The organism is Streptomyces barringtoniae, assembly GCF_020819595.1.
Classification (GTDB): Bacteria; Actinomycetota; Actinomycetes; order Streptomycetales; family Streptomycetaceae; genus Streptomyces; species Streptomyces barringtoniae.
This window is the reverse complement of record NZ_JAJHNP010000006.1, coordinates 291,792-313,607: the sequence shown is the minus strand read 5'-3', so window position 1 is coordinate 313,607 and position 21,816 is coordinate 291,792. Positions and strand designations below refer to the sequence as shown.

At 74.6% G+C, this 21,816-nt stretch carries 15 protein-coding genes; 3 read left to right on the top strand and 12 right to left on the bottom strand.

Annotated features, from left to right (window positions below):
• Positions 1–473 precede the first annotated feature (473 nt).
• The 5 genes from LMU33_RS13045 to LMU33_RS13025 form a co-directional block, all read right to left on the bottom strand.
• Positions 474–1,511, bottom strand: a complete 1,038-nt coding sequence (locus LMU33_RS13045; protein ID WP_228620230.1) for a rod shape-determining protein — start codon at positions 1,509–1,511, stop codon at positions 474–476.
• A gap of 164 nt (positions 1,512–1,675) precedes the next feature.
• Positions 1,676–5,932, bottom strand: coding sequence for an SAV_2336 N-terminal domain-related protein (locus LMU33_RS13040; protein ID WP_228620228.1), 4,257 nt, complete (start codon positions 5,930–5,932; stop codon positions 1,676–1,678).
• Positions 5,922–6,965, bottom strand: a complete 1,044-nt coding sequence (locus LMU33_RS13035; RefSeq protein WP_228620226.1) for an AAA family ATPase — start codon at positions 6,963–6,965, stop codon at positions 5,922–5,924. Before LMU33_RS13035 ends, LMU33_RS13040 begins: the two co-directional genes overlap by 11 nt.
• 35 nt (positions 6,966–7,000) lie before the next feature.
• On the bottom strand, positions 7,001–8,662 hold the full coding sequence (locus LMU33_RS13030; RefSeq protein ID WP_228620224.1) for a VMAP-C domain-containing protein: 1,662 nt from the start codon (positions 8,660–8,662) through the stop codon (positions 7,001–7,003).
• Positions 8,659–9,051 (bottom strand): CU044_2847 family protein, encoded by a 393-nt coding sequence (locus tag LMU33_RS13025; protein WP_228620502.1) that lies wholly within the window; start codon positions 9,049–9,051, stop codon positions 8,659–8,661. The genes LMU33_RS13030 and LMU33_RS13025 overlap by 4 nt, the downstream gene beginning before the upstream one ends.
• 225 nt (positions 9,052–9,276) lie before the next feature.
• Here LMU33_RS13025 and LMU33_RS13020 point away from each other — a divergent pair, with 225 nt between their 5' ends.
• Positions 9,277–12,936, top strand: a complete 3,660-nt coding sequence (locus LMU33_RS13020) for a S8 family serine peptidase (RefSeq protein WP_228620223.1) — start codon at positions 9,277–9,279, stop codon at positions 12,934–12,936.
• Here LMU33_RS13020 and LMU33_RS13015 read toward each other — a convergent pair.
• From LMU33_RS13015 to LMU33_RS13000, 4 genes are read right to left on the bottom strand one after another with little or no spacing between them, the layout of a single operon-like run.
• A complete protein-coding gene (locus tag LMU33_RS13015) occupies positions 12,911–14,278 on the bottom strand; it encodes a carboxyl transferase domain-containing protein (RefSeq protein WP_228620221.1) in 1,368 nt (455 codons plus the stop codon). The genes LMU33_RS13020 and LMU33_RS13015 overlap by 26 nt on opposite strands.
• A complete protein-coding gene (locus LMU33_RS13010; RefSeq protein WP_228620219.1) occupies positions 14,271–15,758 on the bottom strand; it encodes an acyl-CoA synthetase in 1,488 nt (495 codons plus the stop codon). Before LMU33_RS13010 ends, LMU33_RS13015 begins: the two co-directional genes overlap by 8 nt.
• Before the next feature lie 41 nt (positions 15,759–15,799).
• A complete protein-coding gene (locus tag LMU33_RS13005; protein ID WP_228620217.1) occupies positions 15,800–16,405 on the bottom strand; it encodes an O-methyltransferase in 606 nt (201 codons plus the stop codon).
• A 21-nt stretch (positions 16,406–16,426) separates the two neighbouring features.
• A complete protein-coding gene (locus LMU33_RS13000) occupies positions 16,427–17,443 on the bottom strand; it encodes a MerR family transcriptional regulator (RefSeq protein ID WP_228620500.1) in 1,017 nt (338 codons plus the stop codon).
• 136 nt (positions 17,444–17,579) lie between these two features.
• On the opposite strand from LMU33_RS13000, the gene LMU33_RS12995 reads away from it, so the two are divergent.
• A complete protein-coding gene (locus LMU33_RS12995) occupies positions 17,580–18,449 on the top strand; it encodes an ATP-grasp domain-containing protein (protein ID WP_228620215.1) in 870 nt (289 codons plus the stop codon).
• A gap of 9 nt (positions 18,450–18,458) precedes the next feature.
• On the opposite strand, the gene LMU33_RS12990 is transcribed toward LMU33_RS12995, so the two are convergent.
• Both LMU33_RS12990 and LMU33_RS12985 read right to left on the bottom strand, forming a co-directional pair.
• Positions 18,459–19,283, bottom strand: a complete 825-nt coding sequence (locus tag LMU33_RS12990; RefSeq protein WP_228620213.1) for a class I SAM-dependent methyltransferase — start codon at positions 19,281–19,283, stop codon at positions 18,459–18,461.
• Between the two features lie 42 nt (positions 19,284–19,325).
• Complete coding sequence (locus LMU33_RS12985) at positions 19,326–20,222, bottom strand: LysR family transcriptional regulator (protein ID WP_228620212.1); 897 nt, start codon at positions 20,220–20,222, stop codon at positions 19,326–19,328.
• 94 nt (positions 20,223–20,316) lie between these two features.
• Between LMU33_RS12985 and LMU33_RS12980 the strand changes: the two genes are divergently transcribed.
• Entirely contained in the window at positions 20,317–21,147 is an 831-nt protein-coding gene (locus tag LMU33_RS12980) for an oxidoreductase (protein ID WP_228620210.1), read from the top strand.
• Position 21,148: 1 nt separating this feature from the next.
• Here LMU33_RS12980 and LMU33_RS12975 read toward each other — a convergent pair whose 3' ends face one another.
• Positions 21,149–21,706, bottom strand: a complete 558-nt coding sequence (locus LMU33_RS12975; protein WP_228620208.1) for a hypothetical protein — start codon at positions 21,704–21,706, stop codon at positions 21,149–21,151.
• Between the last annotated feature and the right edge of the window lie 110 nt (positions 21,707–21,816).

The following is a 21,816-nucleotide window of genomic DNA, read 5'->3' as shown; positions in this document are numbered from 1 at the left end:
CCGACCGCCGCCGAACGGTGGTCGTACGGCTGTGGGACGGCGGCGTGCACGACTGCGCGCTGAACGCCCGGCGGTCCGCCCGGCTCGGCGAGTGGCCGGCCCGGCTCGACCACGTCCTCGGCCGATACGCCCCTCGGTGGCCACCCGGCCACCCTGTTCGCCGACAGCGGTATCCGGCCCACTGCTTGACCCGTACATGCTTGAACGGCGCGTGTCCTGGGCACCCACCTCCTACCGGCGTCGATCGCCGGGCCGCTTCGGCAGAGGGAGGGCGTCATGGACCGTCGCATCCGGGTACGCGTCATCCGACGCCCCGCCCCGCGCGACCGGGAGATCGACCGCAGGACGCCGTCAGGGCGGGTCCTGCCGTACTGAGGGCGCGGGGCGCTACCGGGCCGTGAGGGCGGCTGGGGGGATGCGCTCGGTCAGGGGCGCTTCGACCAACTCACCGTCCGTCAGGTCCCGAGCTCCGCTCAGGCAGCCAGTGGGTTCAGCACCAAGGGCTCGATCCGGCCCTCCAGCATCGCGCCGAGGCCCTGGGCCGCGCAGATGTCGGGCCGGTCGGCGATGTGCACTGGCATCCCGGTGGCCTGCCGCACCATCTGGTCGAAGCCGGGCAGCAGCGCCGAGCCGCCGACCATGATGATCCCGCGGTCGGCGAGGTCGGCGACGAGGTCGGGCGGGCAGTCGCGCAGCACCTTGCCGATGCCGTCGAGGACGGCGGTCAGCGGGGTCTGGATCGCGTCCCGCACGGTGGCGGTGTCGACGTGCACGCTGCGGGCGAGTCCGGTGGCCACGTCCCGGCCGTGGATCTCCGTGGTCTCCGGGCCCTGCGGGGTCAGCCCGTTGCCCGACAGGGCCAGTTGCAGCGGCCGTACCGACTGGCTGGGCAGCATCAGCTCGTGCTCGTGCCGCAGGAGCTGCACGATGGCGTGGTCCACGGCCTCCCCGCCCACCGGGATCCGCTCGGCCGTGACGATGGACCCGAGCGAGAGGACGGCCACCTGGGTGGCGGCGGCCCCGCACACCATGATCATCGTGGCCTCGGGGAGTTCCACCGGCAGCCCGCACCCCACCGCGGCGGCGATGAGCGTGTCCACCAGCTCGACCCTGCGCGCCCCCAGCCCGACCAGGGTCTCGATGGTCGCCCGCTGGGCCAGCGGATCGGCGTCGTGCGGGGTGCAGGCCGCCGCGCGCAGCCGGAGATTGCGGCGCAGGGCACGGCGCGTCTTGTCGCCGAGCAACTGCCGCAGCATGCGCTGGGCCATCTCGATGTCGACCACCGTGCCGCCGGAGATCGGCCGGACCACCCGGATGTACGCCGGCGTCCGTCCCGTCATCTTCTCCGCGAACTCGCCCACCGCTATGAGCGCCCCGGTACGCGTGTTCACGGCGGCGACCGAGGGCTGGTCGACGATGAGCCCGGCGCCCTTCACGTACACCCGGGTGCGGGCCGCGCCCAGGTCGACGGCGAAGTGGCAGCGGCGCAACTGCTCCAGACTGACGGTCACGGCGGATCCTTCCGAGTGCGCGGGCCTTGGGCGCCCGCCGCTCGGCGGGTGTCCTCCTCTCAGTGCATCCTGCGCGGTGCCAGGGGGCGTGCGCCTTCTGGAGGGGGCCGGGCGGGGTGCGGCCGAACGGGGGGTTTCCGGTTTCGGCGCGGTGTGTCGCCTGGTCAGGCCCGGGTCCGCGTGATGCGCAGCTCGCAGCGGACCGTGCAACCGGGTACGTCCTCGGGCCGGACCGGTGGGAGTGACACGCGAGATCCTGCCGTGGCGTCCGGGTGGGTGCTCGCCAGGTGCCGCAGCCGCCCGCGCACGGCCTCCCTGATGAGCTCGGGGAACGACGGGGCGTCCGTGCGAACGGCCTGGAGCGGGTCGCTGACGTGCCAGATCGCCGTGCCGGTGGCCCGGAAGGAGGACTGCGTCTCATCCAGCTCCAGGCGGCGCCCGGTGAGGTCGACCTCGAAGTACTGCGTTGCTCCCGGGCGCCGGGTGCGGCTGAGTTCGCCCGCGTCGGTCCGGTAGACGACGGTCCTGGTCTCGCCGGTCCCCTCGGGGAAGACGGCGCCGGGCGGCAGCGGGTGAGGGCCGGTGACGGGCGGAAGTGCGTGCGTGCCGTCGAAGAGCAGGCGGGCCAGGCGGCACAGCCGGTACCAGCCCGCGTCGGTCCCCGGCCGCAGGGACTGCAGCCAGGGAGCCAGGCCGGAGTCGTCGTCGAGTTCGTCCCGGAGCGTCCGCGGCACCGCCACGATGCCCCGCCGGTCCTCGGCGGCGTCCAGCGTCCGGCGGACGGCCACCGTGTCCGGCCTCTCCACATGGCCCTCGGACACCAGACACTCGAAGGTCACCAGCCAGCGGAGACCGCCCAGACCCACCACCTCGTCCTCGAAGTGCCGCATCGTGGCGTGCAGCAGCGGCAGGCCCGGCACGTCCCGCTCCGTCACCACCGTCCAGCCGTTGTCCCGCGCGGTGGGTCCCAGAAAGTAGCCGGTCCACCCGCTTGCCGTCAGCAGCCGGGTCACCGCCCGGCCGAGCGCGGCCACGGTGTCCGGGTGCTGGGCGCCGTCGGCGAACTCGTACGTGGCCACGGTGCGGTAGGTGGGCGGGGGCGGCCCGCCGCCCAGGGCGTCGTACAGATCGTCGTAGCCGTCCTCGTCCTCGTCGGGCCGCTCGTCGTACGGCCCGTCGGGCTCCTCGGCGAGCGGGTCGTCAACGGCGAACAGGCTCTCGGGCACCACGTTCTGCGGCAGCGGCGCCTCCACGGCCGACTCCCGCTCCTGCATCTCGAAGATCGACGGCAGCGACTCCTCGGTGGGGAAGCTGCCCTCCGGCAGCCCGTCGGGCTCCGGGACCGGGTTCTGCGAGAGCGGAGTGGTGTCGTGGCCGTCGAGGGCGGCACCGGTGTCGTCGGAGGGGTCGTCGTACTCCCCGCGCAGTTCGTGCCCCAGGGCGAGCAGCTCCGGGTTCCGGCCGCCGGAGAGCTCGTAGTCCTCGTACACCTCCAGCGCTTCCTCGGTACGGCCCAGGCGGCGCAGGGTGATCAGCAGCAGGAGGCGGAAGTCCTCCCGGGACGGGTACTGCCGGACCAGATCGGTGAGTTGTGCACCGGCACGGTGGTACTCGCCGAGATCCAGGTGCAGTTCGGCGATCTTGCGATGCAGCACGAGGCGGAGCTCGAGGAGCCGACTGCGCGCCTTGCGGGCCGCGGGGCCGGGGACACCGGCGAGCGGCCCCTGACCGCGCCACAGGACCAGCGCCATGTCGAGGAGCGCGACCGCCTCCTGGTGGTGGCCCGCCCTGGTCCGCTCCGTGGCCGTCCGCTCGAAGTGCTCGTGCCGGGCCAGGTCCACGAAGTCGGCGCTGGTGTGCAGGGCGTACCCCGTGGGGAGCACTGCCAGCACGCCGGGACCCAGCCGGGCGCGCAGCCGGGACGCGATCCCGTCCAAGGCCGCCGCGGCGTCCTCCGGCTCCTCGTGCCGGGCCCACAGACCGGCCCGCAGATCGGCGTGGGTCACCTCGCGGCCGGCCCGCAGCACCAGCATGGCGAGCACCGCGGCCTCCTCGGGGGCCAGGTCCACGGTGCGGCCGCCCACCCGCACGGTCACCGGGCCCAGGATGCGGTAGGAACGCTGCTGGTCGTACCCCTCCTGGGCGAGCCGCAGCAGCTCCCCGTCCATGAGCAGGTCCCTGCCCCGCAGCTGATCCTGGGGCGGTCCGGAGATCAGCAGGCCGAGGGCGCGCGCATACGGCTCCCGCAGGCTCTGCGGAAGGTGCCGGAGCCGGTCCGGCGGGAAGGGCGGCGCCGCCCGCGCGCTCCCCGAGGCCAGGCGCTGCATCAGCCTGCCCAGCTTCGCCAGGTCCTGTGCCCGCCCCTCGGCCCCGGAGGTGCGGCCCGGCGCGAAGCCGCTGAGCTGGACCCGGCCGTCGGGTGTGAGCATCACCCGGGACAGGCCGAGGTCGCCGTGCGTGAGACCCGCCTCGTGGACCGCCGCGATCGCCTGCGCCACCTGCGCACCGACCGACACCAGCAGCGGGGCGGGGATGTGGTATCCGCCGGGGCGCGCGAGCGCGTTGAGGTTGACGCCCGGGACGTACGCCATGACGAGGTACGGTCTGCCGTTCTCGATGCCGAAGTCGCTGACGTGCGCGAGGTTCCGGTCCGCGAGGGCCCGCAGACGCTCGGCGTCCCGCAGGAACGCCTCGCGCCGCGCGCCGTCGGGAAACGGCCGGTACAACCGCACCGCCACTTGACGGTCCGACTCCGGATCCCTGGCCAGCCACACGGCCCGCCCGGACGGGGTGAACCGCCGCAGCAACTCGTAGCGGCCGACCCGGTCGGGCGGCGCCTCGGGCTCCGACCCGCCGCCCGTCAGCCGCCGCACACTCTCCGGCCGCACCGTCGCGAACGCCTCCCCGTCCGCGGCCGCCCCCGCACCGTCGGCCGCGGGCGTCACCGCGCGGAACTCACCGGGCGCCGCCCCGGCCCGCTCCTCGATCAACCCGCCCACACGGGCGAGCAGTTCGACCGTGGCGCTGCGCGCGGAGCGGGGCAGGCCGCGCAGCAGCAGTGCGCGCACCCCCGGGCGGAAGGCGTACGACCCCGGCGGCCCCGGGACCGTCGTCAGGACGCCGCTGAGGATCACCTCGGCCAGATGCTGCGGGCGCGGGACCGGTTCGATCACCCGCTGCACCAGGCGCATCACGGGCAGGTCGGGCCGGCCGAGGGCGAGGTGGCCGGCCAGCCGGAAGGCCTCCGGGGAGGCTGTCGCCCGGAAGCGCAGCACCAGTTCCTCGGCGGTGAGCCCGGCGAGGTCGGTGCGCTCCGCGGACTCCTCCTGCCCCGGCGGCGGGCCCAGCAGGGCGGCCGAGCCCGGAAACGCGGATCCGCCCATGGACGCCACCAGCCCCGCCCAGTGCGCGAGCCAGCGCGGACCCGCTTCGAGGACGGGCAGCGCCACCGTCCCCTGCTGCGTCTTGGTCTGCCATTCCTCGTACGGCGTGAACCCGAGCGCGGCCGTCGGCGCGGCCGGGAACGGGGCCGAGAACACCCCCGGCGCGGCGGGCAGCGCGGTGCCGCGCCACAGGTGTTCGGGCAGCGGCTGGACCACCGCCAGCGGCATCCGGTGCGCCCAGCGGCGCAGGGAGCCGTACCAGCGACCGCCCGCCTCGCCCTGCCACCACTGGGGGCCCATGCAGTCGCTGATCAGCAGCGTGACCGTACGGCCGTCGCCGGGACCGTACGGTCCGTCGCCGCCCACCGTGCCGTCGGGGTCGGCGCGGTGCACGCTCACCGTGCGGAACACGCCCGACTGGGCCAGCGCCTGGTGCAGTTCGCGGATCAGGGGACGCCAGACGGGCATCGTGGGGCCGGCGTCGTACACCAGGTGCAGCCGCAGCCAGCGTTCCCGGGCCGGGCGCAGCACCGGCAGCCACCACTGCGGTTCCGCGCCGAGCCGGGCGATGCGGTCGGCGGTGGCCTGCTCGTCGAGGCGGTGGCCGACCGGGGCGTCCGTGTGCCGCTTGAGCGGGCGCAGGGCGCGCTGGAGGCCCAGGGGGTGCCGCAGCATCGGAGGTGCGGGGGCGTGCAGGGCGGTGTACGGCCCCGCCGCGGAGGTGGGTGAGGGCAGGTGGAGCGGGGCACGCGGGGAGGCCCGGCCGGGGGATTCGACACCTTCGGCGCGGTCCGGGGCGGGAGCGGGGCCGGCGGGCTCCTGCCCGGGCTGCTGCGGCGGGGCGCCCGGGTCCCCCGTCGGCGCAGGAGGCCCGGAGTGCTCGCCGGTGCCGTCCGCCGGCCCCAGCTGCCGGGCCAGCCACAGGAGTTCGGCCAGCTCCAGCGGGGTCGGGCGGGCGCCGTCCGTCGCCTTTGCCAGGACGTCGGCGAGGCGGGCATAGGGGGCGGGGGCCGCCGCGGCGGGGTGGTCAGAAGGCATCTGCCTGGGGGGCCTCGCCGAGGTACGGCATGAGCTGTTCGGCCAGCTCGTCCAGGGACTCGGCGCCCAGGTCGGCGGAGCGGGACAGGTAGATCGCGTTGAGGAGCTGATCGGTGGCCAGGTCGCCGTGACCGGCCCGGGACAGGAAACGGGTGATCAACGACTGGGCGTAGGCGTCCGGTTCACCCAGGTGAGCGCGGACGATCCCGGCGAGGTGACGGTCGTCGGGCTGCCGCAGCCGCAGGGTCACGCAGCGGCGCAGGAACGCCGGCGGGAACTCGCGTTCGCCGTTGCTGGTCAGCACCACGAACGGGAAGGCCCGGCAGCGGACCCGGCCGCGGGTCACGGGGACGCGGTCGTGGGTGCCGTCGACCATCACCTCGGCGACCGGGGTGTGACGGGCGGCGCGGACCAGCTCCGGGATCTCGTACTGGCCCTCCTCCAGCACGTTGAGCAGATCGTTCGGCAGGTCCAGGTCGCTCTTGTCGATCTCGTCGATCAGCAGGGCGCGGGGGCGGCCGTACGGCAGCAGGGCGGTGCCCAGGGGGCCGAGGCGCAGATGGTCCTCGATGCCGGACGCCGGGGCGGGCGCGGCAGGCGCGGCGGGCGCGTCCGGGTCCCGCGTCGCCGCCTCCTGGCGGGCCGCGTAGAGACGGGAGAGGGGGTCGTACTGGTAGAGGCCGTCGTGGAGGGTGCTGCGGCTGGTGATGTTCCAGCGCAGCACCGGGCCCAGCCTCAGCTCCCGGGCCACCGCGTAGGCGAGCGACGACTTGCCGGTGCCGGGCGGACCCGTCACGAGCAGCGGGCGGCGCAAGTAGAGCGCCGCGTTGACCAGTTGGACGGTCCGGTCGGTCGCCTGGTAGGTGGCGGCGCGATGGGTGCGGTCGGGGGAGGTGGCCGAGGCGTCGTCGGTGTCGGCGGGCGTCGGCAGCTCCGGGCCGCCGTCGAAGGCCCGCCAGGGCGGGGGCGGGGGCAGCAGTCCGATGCCGTCGTGCGGCTCCTTCGTACCGGTGTAGACGGGCCACAGGGGCATGGGGTCCTTCTTCTCCATCGGGTGCGGTGCCGGGTTCAGGCGACGGGGGAGCGGAGGCCGGCCGCCGGCTCGGGGAAGCAGTGGGGGGCGTCCCACAGGATCTGGATGTCCTTCGCCCAGTGCCGGTCGGGGTCGTCGTCCGCGGCTGCCTCCTCGCGCAGGGACCGGATCCGGCGCGGGAGCTCGGTGGCCGGGACGCCGCCCAGGGCCGGGCCCAGCGCCTGCAGGAAGGCCGCCCCGGCACAGGGGTCGGCAGGGTCGTGGCCCGAGCCGGCGCAGCCGCTGCGCGGCCACAGCAGCACCGGCACCGGGACGTTGAGGCCGGCCTCGAAGTGGCCGGGCAGGGCGGTGGGCGGGGCGGCGAAGCCCACCAGGTCGGCGTGCTCGTCCCGGAGGCGTTTGCGCAGGCTGGGCGGGCGCTCCGGACTCGCGCAGTCGACCCGGTGCAGCGTCGTCGGCCCCGGCCCGGTCTCCAGCCTCCGCCACTTCTTGGCCAGGTGGTGGCGCAGTCGGGGGCTGCGGTGCCGGGAGCGGTCGGTGACGACGAGCGGGTGGGCGCAGCCGAGCGGGGTGGAGTCCTCCGGGCCGCACTCCCACTGCGCGACCGGCTCGTTGAGCCACTCACGGGGCAGCACGAACGCGAGCAACGCCTCGGCGCCCTCGGCCAGGTGGACGAAGGCACGGTCGACGCGCTGCTGCACATGGGCCCGTACCTCACCACGCGGCAGCCGGCTCGTGTCCACCGGGCGCCGCTGCCCGTCGCGGTAGGCCGACACCCGCACGGTGACCTGGTCCTGATCCTCGCCGCTGCGCTCCAGCTCCACGACGATGGGGGACCAGGCGGCGGCCGCGGGCGCGGGCGGACCCGCGAGCAGCTCCGCCAGCCGGTCGGCGAACCGGGGCACCGCCTCGGGATCGTCGACCTGCCACTGCACATAGGCCGCTGCCGCCGGCAGCGAGGCGAACCCGCCCGGGGGCAGGTCCGGGCCGAAGGGGCCCACGGCATGCCCGTACAGCCGGTTCGGATCGCAGTCCAGGCCGGTGGCCTCCGCGCGCCGCACCAGCGCGTGCAGCCGCCCGGTCGCCTCGGGGGTGCCGGCGCCGGGGCCGGGGACCAGGGCGCCCAGGCCGTACCAGTAGCGGGCCATGACCTCCGTGGGTAGCATCCGCCCGACCCGCACGTCCGGCTCCCCGGCGACCTGCGCCACCATGCCGACCACCCGGTCGTCGGGCAGGGTCACCGCCGCCCCGCTGAACCCGCCCGCGAGCGGCTGCCCGTGTCCTGAGGTCGCCTCCAGCTGCACCCACTGGTCGGCGATGAGTGTCCGGGACACGGCACGGTAGCGGGCCAGCACCCCCTCGTCGTAGCCCTCGGGGAAGCCGTACGCGAGCAGGGACGGGCTGCCCTGCTCCGCGCCGGGCGGCGCGAACCTGGCGGGCGCCACGGGTACGTCGCGGTCCAGTTCCAGTACGGCGAGGTCCCCGGGGTCGGTGGCGCCGCCCGCCCAGCCGCCGGGCACGGTCACGGTCGCGGGCAGCCCGGCCAGTTCCGGCCGGTTCGGGAAGCTCACCGTCACCGCCGGATCGCCCTGTACGACGTGGGCACAGGTCAGCACCGTGCGGGGGGTGACGAGGAACCCCGCCCCCACCACCATGCCCCCGCACTCGATCCGGGCGTGCCAGGAAGCGCCTCTCATGACCGGGACGTCGGCTCCGGGATGCTCGCCGCCGACGGGGGCGCCGCCTCGGCCGGCCCGGCACCCGGACGCTGCGACGACCATCCCAGGCGCACCACCAGCTGCCCCTCGGCCGCTCCCTTGGCGATGACCGCACCGGCCTCCGCGGTCAGCTTCACGCCGAACTCCAGCTCCACCGAGTCGGGCGACAGGCTGCCGTCGCGGAACACGCGCAGCGCGGACTGGGCCGCCGAGCGCACCCCGTCCAGGGCGCCCTCGAAGGTTCTGGACGCCTGGGCCGCCGGACCACCGTCGCCGCGGCCGACCAGGCGGGTCCCGGCCCCGGGCTCCACGCTCTCCACGACGACCACGGCACCGTCGTCCGTGGTGAACTCCAGCAGTCTGCCCATGCTGTCCATCGCCCCCGTGCTCTCGGTCTGCGGCCAAGTCCATTGTGACGGAAGGTCCCTGACGGTGTCTCGGGATGCGCCGGACCAGGTCATCGGCCCTGGCGGAAAGCCGCCAGGGCGCGTTTCCGCCGCCGACGGTCAACAGCCGGGCGACAAGCGGCACATGACACTCGTCCCAGCACACGAGCCACTCGGACCGACACCCCCCGACGAGAAGAGGCGTGGATGACCAGAGGACCAGTCAGACGCGGAGCGGCACTGCTGGCGGCGGGGCTGGTGGGCGCGCTGCTCCCGGCGGGACCCGCGGCGGCGGGGGGACACACCGCCCCGCACTCCCCGGGCCCCGCGACCACGGCCGCCACGGCCACCAAGGCCACGACGGCGGCCACGGCCACCACGGTCACCCTCGTCACCGGCGACAAGGTGACCGTCACCGACCTCGGGCACGGGAAGAAGACGCTCACCGTGCAGCGGCCCGAGGGGGCCACCGGAGCCGTGCGGACGCAGGAGAGCGGCGGCGGGATCAGCGTCGTACCGGACGAGGCGCTGCCGTATCTGCGGGCCGGGACGCTGGACCGGCGGCTGTTCGACGTGAGCGGACTGATCCGGCAGGGGCTGACCGACGCCGAGGCCGCCGCAACCCCTCTGATCGTGACCTACGCCAAGGGCACGCGGGCCGCCGCCCCGGCCGGCACCGAACCCACCCGCAGCCTGCCCAGTCTTCGCGGGGCCGCCGTCGAGGCCGGCAAGGGACTGGGCCGTACCTTCTGGCGGTCGTTCACACACCGCGGCGGCGTCGCCAAGGTGTGGCTGGACGGCAGGGTGAAGGCGGACATGGCCGAGAGCAACGCACAGATCGGCACGCAGGCGGCCTGGGACGCGGGGCTGACGGGCAAGGGGGTCACCGTCGCCGTCCTCGACACGGGAGCCGACCTCGGCCACCCCGACCTCGAGGGCCGGGTCACCACGATCAAGAGCTTCGTCGACGGGGAGGGGGTCGCCGACCGCAACGGGCACGGCACGCACGTCACCTCCACCGTCGGCGGCAGCGGCGCCGCCTCCGACGGCAAGGAGAAGGGGGTCGCACCCGACGCCACCCTCGCCGTCGGCAAGGTGCTCAGCGACCAGGGCTCGGGCAGCGAGTCGCAGATCATCGCCGGGATGGAGTGGGCGGCACGGGACGTGCACGCCCGGATCGTGTCCATGAGCCTGGGCTCCACCGAGCCCAGCGACGGCACCGACCCGATGGCCGAGGCGGTCAACACCCTCTCCAGGGAGACCGGCGCGCTCTTCGTCGTCGCCGCGGGCAACACCGGCGCCCCGTCCTCGATCGGCTCGCCCGGCGCCGCCGACGCGGCCCTCACCGTCGGCGCGGTCGACTCCGCCGACCAGGCGGCCTACTTCACCAGCGCCGGACCCCGTTACGGCGACAACGCCCTCAAGCCCGACATATCGGCCCCCGGCGTCGACATCCTCGCCGCCCGCTCCCAACTCACCGGCGGCAGCGGCTACTACACCTCCATGAGCGGTACGTCCATGGCGACCCCGCACGTCGCCGGGGCCGCCGCCCTGCTCGCCCAGGAGCATCCCGACTGGACCGGCGCGCAGCTGAAGGACACGCTGATGTCCAGCTCGCGGCAACTCGACGCTCCCGCCTACCTGTTGGGCGCCGGGCGGGTCAGCGTGCCGGACGCCGTCGAGGCACAGGTCACCGCCACCGGCAGCACCGACCTCGGCTTCTACGGCTGGCCGTACGACCAGGACAAGCCGGTCACCCGGACCGTGACCTACACCAACTCCTCCGACCGGGCAGTCGAGTTGAAGCTGTCCGTGACCGGCTCCCCGGACGGCGTCGCCACCCTCGCCGGCACCACCCTCACCGTCCCGGCCCACGGCACCGCCTCCACCACGGTCACCGGCGACGGCTCCAAGGCGCCGGTCGGCGAGACCAGCGGGCAGATCGTGGCCACGGGCCCCTCCGGCGACGTCGTCGCGCACACCGCGTTCGGGCTGGTCAAGGAGGAGGAGCGGTACACGCTCACCGTCCACGTCAGGGACCGCTCCGGCGCGTCCACCGCCGCCGACCTCACCCTGCAGCGGCTCGCGGCGGGTGAGGACGCCCAGCCGGCCCACGTCGGCGACTCCGGAACGCTCCGGCTGCGCCTGAGGCCCGGCACCTACTCCCTCGCCGGCTTCCTCGACGTGCGCGGCAGCCACGGCGCCGACTCCCTCGGCCTCGGCCTGCTCGCGGCACCCGAGATCACCCTCGACCACGACCAGGACGTCACCCTGGACGGACGCCGGCTGCGGGAGATCGAGGCCCGGGTGGACCGGCGCACCGAGACCCACCAGCTCCTCATGGAGTACGACCGGCAGGCGAACGGCGCCGACCTCTTCGACGCCGTCCAGGTGCCCCTCACCTACGACAGCGTCTTCGCCGCGCCCACGGCCAAGGTCACCCAGGGCGGCTTCGAGTACCGGACCGTGTGGCGGCTGGCCGAGCCGCAGCTGGAGGTCAAGGGCGTCGGCGAGGCGACCGTACAGCCGGGCGGCACGCTGATCGCGGGCCGGACCAGGCTGCCGCTCGTCGACGCCGGCGACGGACCCTTCACCGGTGTCTCGGGCAAGGCGGTGCTCGCGCACCTCGCCGACGGCGCCGACCCGGCCGCGCTCGCCCGGGCCGCCCAGGACGCCGGTGCCAGGGCGCTGTTCGTGACGGACGACGCGCCCGGCCGGCTGATGGCCTGGTGGGGCACCGACGACAACGCCGACCGGCCGCTGCAGATCGCCACGGTGAACACGGCGAACGCGGCCCGGCTGCGCGCCCTGCGCTCGGTCGACATGACCGGCACGGCCGACTCCCCGTACGTGTACGACCTGTCCGAGGGGCACCGGGGCGCGATCCCGGACCGGGACCTCACCTACCGGCCGGACGACCGGCAACTGGCCGACGTCCACGTGAAGTTCCACGCGGCCCGGCCGACGGACGGCGGCGAGTTCCGGTACTCCGTCACCGACGCCTTCCCGATCGGCCTGGGCTTCCAGGAGCGGGTCCACCTGCCCGCCGAGCGCACCGACCACGTCTCCACCGGCCCCGGCCAGCTGTGGCACGAGTCCGTCGTGATCGGCGACGGCACCCTGGAGGAGCGCAGCGGACTGGTGCGGTACGAGGGTGGCTCGCGCCCGGTGCTGAACTGGTTCCGGCCGGTGTGGCACCCGTGGCTCGGCACCGGTCTCGGCTGGGGCCAGCAACGCGCCGGGAACGAGATCCAGCTGAACACCCCCGGCTGGGGCGACTCCGGGCCCGACCACACCGGGTTCGGCGACGTGTGGAGCACGGACAGCGGCATGAGCCAGACCACCGCCGTGTACCTCGACGGCACGCTCGTCGACCAGGGCAGGAGTTCCGCCGCGTACGTCTGGGACGCGCCCGCCGACGAGCACGGCTACAAGGTCGTCACCGACACCGCGCTCGACGCGGACCGCTGGCCGCTCGCCACCGAGGGGCACAGCGAGTGGACCTTCCGCTCGGCGGCGACACCGGAGGACCACTGGACCTACCTGCCGCTGATCAACCTCGCGTACGACGTCGACACCGATCTCGCGGGGACTGTGCGGGGCGGGCAGCGGATCCCGGTCGGGCTCGGCGCGCAGTACATCGCTGGCGCCGCCGGTACCGGGACCCCGACCGGGGGCCGGCTGGAAGTGTCGTACGACGACGGCAGCACCTGGACGTCCGTCCCGCTCAAGGGCGCGGACGCCTCCTGGCGCGGCACGCTGACCGTGCCGCGCGGTGCGCACTCCGTCTCGCTGCGGGCCTCGGCGCACGACGACGAGGGCGGGTCGGTGTCGCAGGAGATCATCCGGGCGGTGGGGGTGAGGTGACCTGTGAATGGGGGTGGACGATGCCTCTGAGCACCCCCAGCTCCGCCAGGTCCTGCGGCCGGATCCGCAGCTGCTCGGCGGTCGCCTCCACGTCCTCCGACGGCCGTTTGAGTATGGCGGCCGCCAGTTCCGGGGCGATCACCGAGAAGTAACTGTCCGGCGTGGCCCAGGTGTTGCCCGGGGCGGCCAGCGCCAGGGCCCCGCCGGAGCCGCCCTCGCCGATGACGAGGGTGGTGATCGGGACCCGGGCGGACGCCACCGCCCCGAAGACCTCCGCGATCGCCGCGCCGGCCCCCTGCCGCTCCGCCTCCGCGTCGTTGGCGGCGCCCGGGGTGTCCACCAGCGTCAGCACCGGGATGCCGAGCCGGTCAGCGAGCCGGATCAGCCGGGCGGCGGTGCGGTACCCGGCGGGCCGGGTGCCGGTTCCGGTCTGCGCGGCGAACGCGACGGTACGGCCGTTGCGTTCACCGAACCCGCACAGCATGCCGCCGGGATCCGTACCCCCGCACCGGTCCCCGCAGATCTCGCGGCGGTGGGTGAAGTAGGCGTCCAAGTAGGCCCGGGCGCGCGGGCGTTCGGGGGAGCGTGCCCGGCGGACGGCCTCCCAGCCGGTGGCGGGCAGGCCGGGGATGCCGAGGGCCGGTGGCACGGGGGCCTCCTGCGCGGGGGTGGTGAGCAGCCGGAGCCACTGTCCCAGCGTCTCCCGCAGCTCCTCGGGCCGTACCACCGCGTCCGCCGAGCCCGCTGCCACCTGCCCCTCGGCGGTGTAGGCCGCCGGGTCGGCGTCCGCGGGCCGGACCCGGGAACCCGCGAAGCCCACCTGGGCGCCCGGCAGGGCCAGGACGACATCCGCTCCGGCGCCGAGCGTGGCCCAGCCGCCGCCGGTCGTCGGGTCCCGCACCACCGCGACCTGCGGCAGCCCGGCCTCCCGGGTGAGCGCCGACTGCCGGGCCACGCGCTGGAGCTGGCTCAGCGCGAGCATGCCCTCCTGCATCCGGCTGCCACCGGTCGCGATCAACGGCACGACCGGCAACCGGTGCGCGCGGGCGTGGCCGTACGCCGCCTCCAGCCGGTCTCCGGTGCGCTCGCCCAGGGAGCCGCCCAGGAAACCAAACTCGAAGGCGATCAGTACGGCCCGGGCGCCCTCGACGCTCGCGGTGCCGCAGACGACCGACTCCTGCTCGCCGGTGCGTTCGGCGGCACGGGCGCGCGAGGCGTCGTAGCCCTGCCAGCCGAGGGGGCCGTCGGGCGTCGAATCCCTTGCCGGACAGGGGAGTTCGCCGAAGCTGTCCGGGTCCGCGACCAGGGACAGGACCTCCCGGGCCGAGCGGCGCTCAGACATCGGCCAGTGCCCGCTTCATGATCTTCCCCATGTCGTTGCGGGGGAGCGCGTCCAGGTAGCGCACGACGCGGGGGCGCTTGTGCGGGGCGAGACGACGGGCCACATGGTCCGCCAGCTCCTCGGCGGCGGGCGGCGTCCGCGGGTCCGCCGGGACGATCCAGGCGACGATCTGCTCGCCCAGGTCCGCGTCCGGCTCCCCGGTGACGGCCGCCTCCCGCACCCCCGGATGCTCCAGCAGCGCGTTCTCGATCTCACCGGCCCCGATCTTGTACCCGCCGCTCTTGATCAGGTCCGTGGCCTTGCGCCCGACGATCCGCACATAGCCGTCGGGCTCGCGGACGGCCATGTCACCGGTGCGGAAGAACCCGTCGGCGGTGAACGCGGCGGCCGTGGCGTCGGGCCGGTTCAGATACTCGGTGAACAGATTCGGCCCGCGCACCTGGATCTCGCCGACGCTCTCCCCGTCGTACGCGGCGATCGGCGTCCCGTCCTCCTCCACGAGCCGCAGCTCGACACCGGGCAGGGGCACGCCCACGGTGCCCGCGCGCGGCTCGCCGTCGGCCCGCACGCTGGTGTTCATCAGCGTCTCCGTCATGCCGTAGCGCTCGATCACCCGCCGCCCGGTCGCCGCCGCGATCCGCTCGTGGTCGTGCACGGGCAGCGCGGCCGAGCCGGAGACCAGCAGCCGGGCCCGCCCGAGGGCGGCGGCCAGCTCCGGGTCGGCCGGCAGGGTCTCGGCGATGCGGTGGTACATCGTCGGCACCCCGAACAGCATGGTCGCGCCGGCGTTCAGCTCCCGTGCCACGCCCTCGGTGGAGAACCGGCCCAGGTGGCGGACGCTGCCGCCCCGGCGCAGCGGGCCGAGGACGCCCAGCACGAGCCCGTGCACATGGAACAGCGGCAGCCCCTGTACGAGCACATCGTCCGCCGTCCACTGCCAGGCGTCGGCGAGCGCGTCCAGGGTGGTGGCGAGGGCCCGGCGGGGCAGGACGGCACCCTTGGGCGGGCCGGTGGTGCCGGAGGTGTAGACGATCAGCGCCGGGTCCTCGCCGGTGGCCGTCTCCTGCGGTACGGCGCCGGGCCGGGCGGACGCGTCGACGTCGATCCGCTCCAACCCGCCCAGTGGAGGCGGGAGTCGGGCGCCCGGCGCGGCCAGCACCAGCTTCGGCGCGCTGTCGGAGAGGATGTGCGCGAGTTCCTTCTCACCCGACTTCGGGTTCAGCGGCACCGCGGCCGCTCCGGCGAGCAGCACGCCCGTCACGGCGACGGCGGTCTCCAGTTCCGGCGTGGCCCACACGGCCACCCGGCCGGCACCGCGCAGCCGGGCGGCGAGCGCACCGGCGGCCCCGGCCAGCTCGCCGTACGTCAACGACCGTTCGCCGAACCGCAGGGCGATCCTCCCCCGGACTTCGTCCGGGGGGACCCCCATCTCGCTGCGCTCGCCCGGACCGCCCGTCAGAGCGGGGAAGAGGGAGGACACGCGGCGCACTCCTAACTGTCGGTTGACCGTCGCCACCCTTCCTACACCACAAGCCTGGTCCCGACGACCGTGCTCAAGTCCGCCGCGAGCCGCAGCTCGGTCGCGCGCAGCGCGGGATGCTCCAGCCAGTGCAGCCGGGCCCGGTCCACCGCGCCGTCATGCAGCGGCGGCCATCCGGTCGCCGGGGTGAAGTCGTCGACGACGACCGTCCCACCGGGCGCGAGCAGCCGCTCGACGTCGGCCGGGCGATCGCCGGGCGCCTTGCCCTGCCCGCCCCCGTCGAGGACGAGCAGATCGAAGGGCCCGTACTCCTCGATCCGCCGCCAGTCGCCGTCGAGGACCGAGACCTCGGGCCGGTCCGCGAACACCCGCGCGGCGGCCCGGGCCCGCTCCGGATCCCGCTCCACGCTGTACAGCCGCACCCCGGGCGCCGCACCCGAGGCCAGCCAGGCCAGCCCCACCCCGAGCCCGGTCCCGGTCTCGCCGATCCGGAGCCGGGCCCCGCCCGCCAGCGCGTGCAGCAGGCGGCCTTGTTCCGGGCGGCAGGAGTGGGGGAAACGGTGGACGCGGGCGGCGGACAGCGCGGCCGAGACGAGGGGCGGGAGTCCGGTGGCGCCGGTGTGCGCGTCGGTGCCGGTCTGTGCCATGGCACCGCATCCTGCCCCGTCTCAGGCGGCCGCCTCCACGATGTCGGCCACCACGCAGCTGACGTTGTCGGGGCCGCCCGCCTCGTTGGCCGCCGTGATGAGCGCCTGTACGACGTCGCCCGGTGCGGAGGGTGCGCCCAGGGCCTCCCGTATCCGGGTGTCCGGCACCACCTCGGTGAGCCCGTCGGAGCACAGCAGATAGCGGTCCCCCGCCCGGACCTCCTGCAAGCGCACGTCCGGCACCGGGTCCATCCCGCCGGCCAGGGCCTTGAGCAGCAGCAAGGACTCCGCCTGCACCCGGTGATCCTGGGTGATCCGGCTCAGGTTCCCCTCCCGCAGCAGATACGCCCGGGAGTCCCCGATGTGCACGAGCGCCAGCCGCGATCCCGTCCACAGAAGTGCGGTCAGCGTGGTGCCGACCTCCTGACTGCCGCCCGCCACATCGTGCACGGCCTCACCCGCGGAGCGCACCGCGTCCTCCAGCACGGTCAGCACCTCGTCCGCGGGCAGTTCCCCGGCCTCGTCCAGGAACCGCAGAGCCTCCACCGCCGCGCTGCTCGCGGGCGTCCCCGCCGGGCCGAAACCGTCGGCCACGGCGAGCAGCCTGCGGCCCGCGTACACGGTGTCCTGGTTGGCGGGGCGGACGAGCCCGCGGTCGGAGTGGGCGGAATAGCGCAGTTCCAGCACGATGGTGTGGTCCCTTCTCGACTGGTCGGTCAGCTGGTCCACGAGGAACGCGGCGAGATCCCGCCGCACGGCCGTCTCCGCCTCGACCCGCGCCCAGTACGCCCGGATCGCCCGCGCGGCATCCCCCGGGTCCAGGGCGCACACCGCGCGGATCTCGGCCAGCGGCATGTCCAGCCGCCGTAGCCAGGCCACGAGCCGGGCCTGCCGCATCTGCTCGACGGCGTAGTAGCGGTAGCCGGTGTCCGGGTCGACCCGGGCGGGCCGCAGCAACTCCAGCTCGTCGTACAGCCGCAACGCCTTCGGGGAGAGCCGGCTCGCCCTGGCGAAGGCACCGATCGTCAGCAGCTCCATGAGCACCTCGCGTTCCTCGTCCTCCGCCACCGATGCTGGGGCTTCACCAAAGGTGAAGGTCAACCGCGGTGCTCCGGTTCCCCGGCGGTTGTTAGCCTCGCTGCCGACCGAACCGTCGTACGACAGGGAGTCCGCCGTGCCCCGCATCGCCCTCGCCACCTACGACCCCGGCGCCGAGCCCGGCAAGGACACCGACCTGCCGGAGCTGGTGCGGGCGCTCACGGACGCGGGGGCCGAGGCGGAGGCCCGGTACTGGGACGACCCCGCAGCCGACTGGGGCGGCTACGACCTCGTCGTCATCCGCTCCACCTGGGACTACAGCTGGCGGGCCGCGGAGTTCGGGGCCTGGGTGGACCGGGTCGGGGCGCTGACCCGGCTCGCCAATCCGGCGCCCGTGGTGCGCTGGAACACCGACAAGCGCTACCTCGGCGAGCTGGCGGCGGCCGGCGTGCCCACCGTCCCCACGCGCTACCTCGCGCCGGGCGAGCCGGCCGATCTGCCCGACGGCCACGAGTACGTGATCAAGCCGACCTCGGGCGCCGGCGCCCGGTTCGCCGCCCGCTACACCCCCGACCAGCACGAGACGGCGGTACGGCAGCTCGCCCGGATGCACGCCGAGGGCTTCACCGCGATGGTCCAGCCGTACATGCGCGGCATCGACGCCGGCGGGGAACGGGCGCTGCAGTTCTTCGGCGGCCGGCTGCTGCACGCCAGCCGCAAGGGCGCCGTCCTCGCGCCCGGCACGCCGTACGACGCGGAGAAGGTGGCGCACCCGGGCCTGGAGCGGTGGGCGCCGACGGAGGCGGAAGTGGCGGTCGCCGAGAAGGCGTTGGGTGCGGTGCCCGGTGGTTCCGGGTTGCTGTATGCGCGGGTGGATCTCGTGGACGGCGAGGATGGGGAACCCCGGCTGATGGAGCTGGAGTTGGTGGAGCCGAATCTGTTTCTGTGGCTGCATCCGGGGTCGCTGGAGCGGGTTGTGCGGGCGGTGCTGGCGGCTGCGGACTAGCGCCCGGTCTCAGGTCGTCCGTCTGGTCCCACTCCGGCTCCGCTCGTGATCCGCGACCGGCTGGTCGTCCGCCCCCGCGGCCGACGGCGGTACCTCGACGACGAAGAACAGGAAGTTGGGTGTGGTCGAAAGGTCTTGGAAGCCGTCGGGGAACAGCTCGCGGGCGGCCGGGTCGGGCTGCGGCTCGCCGATGACGGACAGCCGGAAGCCGGCGGTGGTGAAGGCATCGGTCATCGCGTGCAACGGCCTGCGCCAGAACCTCATCGGGACGGACTGCCCGTTGAACGTCCAGTCGAAGGTATAGCTGGTGGTCGCGAAGTAGTCGGGGCGGGGCTCCTGGATCGTGTAGGCCACGACAGGGTGGTCCACCGACGCGATCAGCCGGCCGCCGGGCCTGAGCACTCGCCGTATCTCGGCCAGCGTCGGCCCCCAGTCCTCCAGGTAGTGCAGCACCAGCGACGCGACCACGTCGTCGAACGCGCCGTCGTCGAACGGCAGGGGGTCGCTCAGGTCGGCCAGGTGCAGGGCCGCGTCGTCACCGAGCCGCCGCCTGGCCAGCGCCAGCATCCCGGCGCTGGCGTCGACGCCGGTGACGATGGCACCGCGGTCGCGCAGTGCGGCGGACAGGGGGCCCGAGCCGCAGCCGGCGTCCAGGATCCGACGCCCGGCCACGTCTCCGGCGAGGGCCAGCATCGCGGGCCGCGCGTAGTACGCGTTCACGAGGCTGTTCTCGTTTTCCGCCGAGTACGCCTCGGCGAAGCTGTCGTAGTCGTTGACCCGGGTCGGATCCGCAGGCCGGGCGGGACTCTCGGGCACGTCGGTCACGCGTTCCATCGTCGCAGCCTAGTGGTCACACGATGATCGGCCGGGCAGAACTCATACCGTCTCCCGGCATGCCTGCGCGTACGCCCGTACCAGCGGCCGGTGTCCGTCCTCGCTCCGCCACGCCAGCGCATAGCGGCTCGGGCCGATGCCCCGGACCCGGCGGGTGGTGACGCCGCCCCGGGTGATCAGGGGGGCGTTGCCCTCCGCCACCAGGCAGACGCCCAGGCCCGCGACCAGGGCCTCGTACGTCTCCTCCGCCCCGGAGATCTCCGCGCCGATCCGGGGCGGCCGGCCCGGGCGGGCGTCCAGGGCGAGCCAGTGGTCCCGCAGCCGGCCCGCGCTCTTGGGCAGGGCCAGGAACGGCTCGTCCAGCAGGTCGGCGAAGTCGATCTCGGGACGGGCGGCGAGGGGATGCGCCTCGGGCAGGGCCAGCAGCCGGGGTTCCTCGGCGACCACCGTCCAGGCGTAGCGCTCCTCGTCGGGCAGCGGCAGCCAGACGAAGGCGACGTCCACGGTGCCGTCCGCCAGGCCCGCCGTCGGATCGTCCCAGCTCATCTGGCGCAGCCGGACCGTCGTCTCCGGGTGCGCGGCGGTGAAGCGGGAGCGGATGGCCGGCAGCAGCCCGCCCCGGCCCGGACTGGTGCTCATGCCCACGACCAGCGTGCTGCGCTCGGCCGCCTTGGCCGCCTCCACGGCCGCCGCGCCCGCCTCCCATGCGGCCAGCACCCTGCGCGCGTGCGGCAGCAGCGCCTCGCCCGCGCCCGTCAACGCCACCCCGTGCCGGTCGCGCCGGAACAGCTCCGCCCCCAACTGCCGCTCCAGCGCCCGGATCTGTTTGCTCAGGGCGGGCTGTGAGACGTACAGCCGCTCGGCGGCGCGCGTGAAGTGCAGTTCCTCGGCGACCGCGACGAAGTAGCGCAGATCGCGGGCGTGGACGTCCATGGTCATAGCCGTTGGTTATCACCGAGGGTCTTGGACGGGCAACGGGATGCGGCCGCAGTGTTGTTCGTGTCGAACCCGACGAGATCAACGGAGAGTCGTGATGAACAAGGTCTGGCTGGTGACCGGCGCGAGCAGCGGTTTCGGGCGGGCGATCACCGAGGCGGCCGTAGCCGCCGGTGACGTGGTGGTCGGCGCGGTCCGGCGTCCCGAGGCCCTGGACGACCTGGTGGCCGCCCATCCCGACCAGGTGGAGGCGCTGCGGCTGGACGTCACCGACGTGAGCGCGGTCGAGGCGGCGGTCCGCGATGTCGTGGCCCGGCACGGGCGGATCGACGTGCTGGTCAACAATGCGGGCCGCACCCATGTCGGCGCCGTCGAGGAGACCACCGACGCCGAGCTGCGCGACCTGTTCGACCTGCACTTCTTCGGCCCGGCGGCGCTGGTCCGGGCCGTGCTGCCCTACCTGCGGGAGCGGCGCTCGGGCGCGATCGTGCAGATGAGCAGCATGGGCGGCCAGATGTCCTTCGCGGGCTTCGGGGCGTACAGCGCGACGAAGTTCGCCCTGGAGGGCCTGTCCGAGGCGCTCGCCGACGAGGTGCGCGAGTACGGCGTCAAGGTGCTGATCGTCGAGCCGGGCGCGTTCCGGACCTCGCTGTTCGAGGCCGACCGGGCCGGGACCAGCTCCGACACCGGGGTGTACGGCAGGGTCGGCGAGACCCGCGCCGTCGTCGCCGGCGGACACGGCAGCCAGCCCGGCGACCCGGCCAAGGCGGCCGCCCTGATCCTGGCCGCGCTGGAGGCCGAGGACACCCCGCTGCGGCTGCCGCTCGGCGACGACGGCGTGAGCGCGGTCCTGGGCCACCTCGAGCAGGTCCGCGAGGAGGTCACCGCCTGGGAGAAGCGCACGCGGGCGACGGCCTTCGACGCCTGAGCTAGGTGATGACGGCCGTCCGCTGGAGCAGCCCCCAGGTGAACTCGGCGACCACCTCGTGCCGTACGCCGTCCGGGCCGGGCGCGGTGAAGGCGAGCCCCCACCGGGTCGGCGCGGTGCCCTCCAGCGGGCGGGCCGGGGCGAAGGCGCGGGCGGCCTCGTCCACCGTGCAGGACCAGGGGACCAGGTCGTCCAGGGTCTCGAGCCGGGGCGCCGGGGCGCCGGGCGCGCGCACCAGCCACTCGTTCCACACCGCCCCGTCCGGCCCTACCAGCACCTCGAAGCGCAGGCCGGGCCAGAGCGGCAGGGCCCAGCGCCGGGCCTCGCAGTCGACGTCGCCGAGGCGCCGGGGGAGGACGGATTCCGGCTCGCCCAGAACCGAGCGGTAGCGGGCGGCGGCGGACCGGGCCCTTTGCGAGCGGACCATCGCCTGCCAGCGCTTGTTGGTCTCCCGCATCTCGGCGATGGACACCCCGAGCCGGTGCCGGGCATCCTCGACCAGATCCGGGTTGTGGTCGGCCATGCGGCGCAGCAGCACCAGCTGGAAGTCGAGATCCATGGCACCCATGGTGCCCGGCGCCCGCCGGTGTCCGCTTCGACCCATTGCCCGCGCAACGCGGCATGACTAGCCTGTGTTCGTCATGCCGATCGCCTGTTGATATCTCGAAC

Coding starts and splice junctions, on each gene's coding strand:
- LMU33_RS13035 (WP_228620226.1), bottom strand. CDS start 6,965: ATGCCCCTGTGGCCCGTCTACACCGGTACGAAGGAGCCGCACGACGGC.
- LMU33_RS12975 (WP_228620208.1), bottom strand. CDS start 21,706: ATGGATCTCGACTTCCAGCTGGTGCTGCTGCGCCGCATGGCCGACCAC.
- LMU33_RS13030 (WP_228620224.1), bottom strand. CDS start 8,662: ATGAGAGGCGCTTCCTGGCACGCCCGGATCGAGTGCGGGGGCATGGTG.
- LMU33_RS12990 (WP_228620213.1), bottom strand. CDS start 19,283: ATGGAACGCGTGACCGACGTGCCCGAGAGTCCCGCCCGGCCTGCGGAT.
- LMU33_RS13020 (WP_228620223.1), top strand. CDS start 9,277: ATGACCAGAGGACCAGTCAGACGCGGAGCGGCACTGCTGGCGGCGGGG.
- LMU33_RS12980 (WP_228620210.1), top strand. CDS start 20,317: ATGAACAAGGTCTGGCTGGTGACCGGCGCGAGCAGCGGTTTCGGGCGG.
- LMU33_RS13005 (WP_228620217.1), bottom strand. CDS start 16,405: ATGGCACAGACCGGCACCGACGCGCACACCGGCGCCACCGGACTCCCG.
- LMU33_RS13000 (WP_228620500.1), bottom strand. CDS start 17,443: ATGGAGCTGCTGACGATCGGTGCCTTCGCCAGGGCGAGCCGGCTCTCC.
- LMU33_RS12985 (WP_228620212.1), bottom strand. CDS start 20,222: ATGACCATGGACGTCCACGCCCGCGATCTGCGCTACTTCGTCGCGGTC.
- LMU33_RS13025 (WP_228620502.1), bottom strand. CDS start 9,051: ATGGGCAGACTGCTGGAGTTCACCACGGACGACGGTGCCGTGGTCGTC.
- LMU33_RS13015 (WP_228620221.1), bottom strand. CDS start 14,278: ATGTCTGAGCGCCGCTCGGCCCGGGAGGTCCTGTCCCTGGTCGCGGAC.
- LMU33_RS13040 (WP_228620228.1), bottom strand. CDS start 5,932: ATGCCTTCTGACCACCCCGCCGCGGCGGCCCCCGCCCCCTATGCCCGC.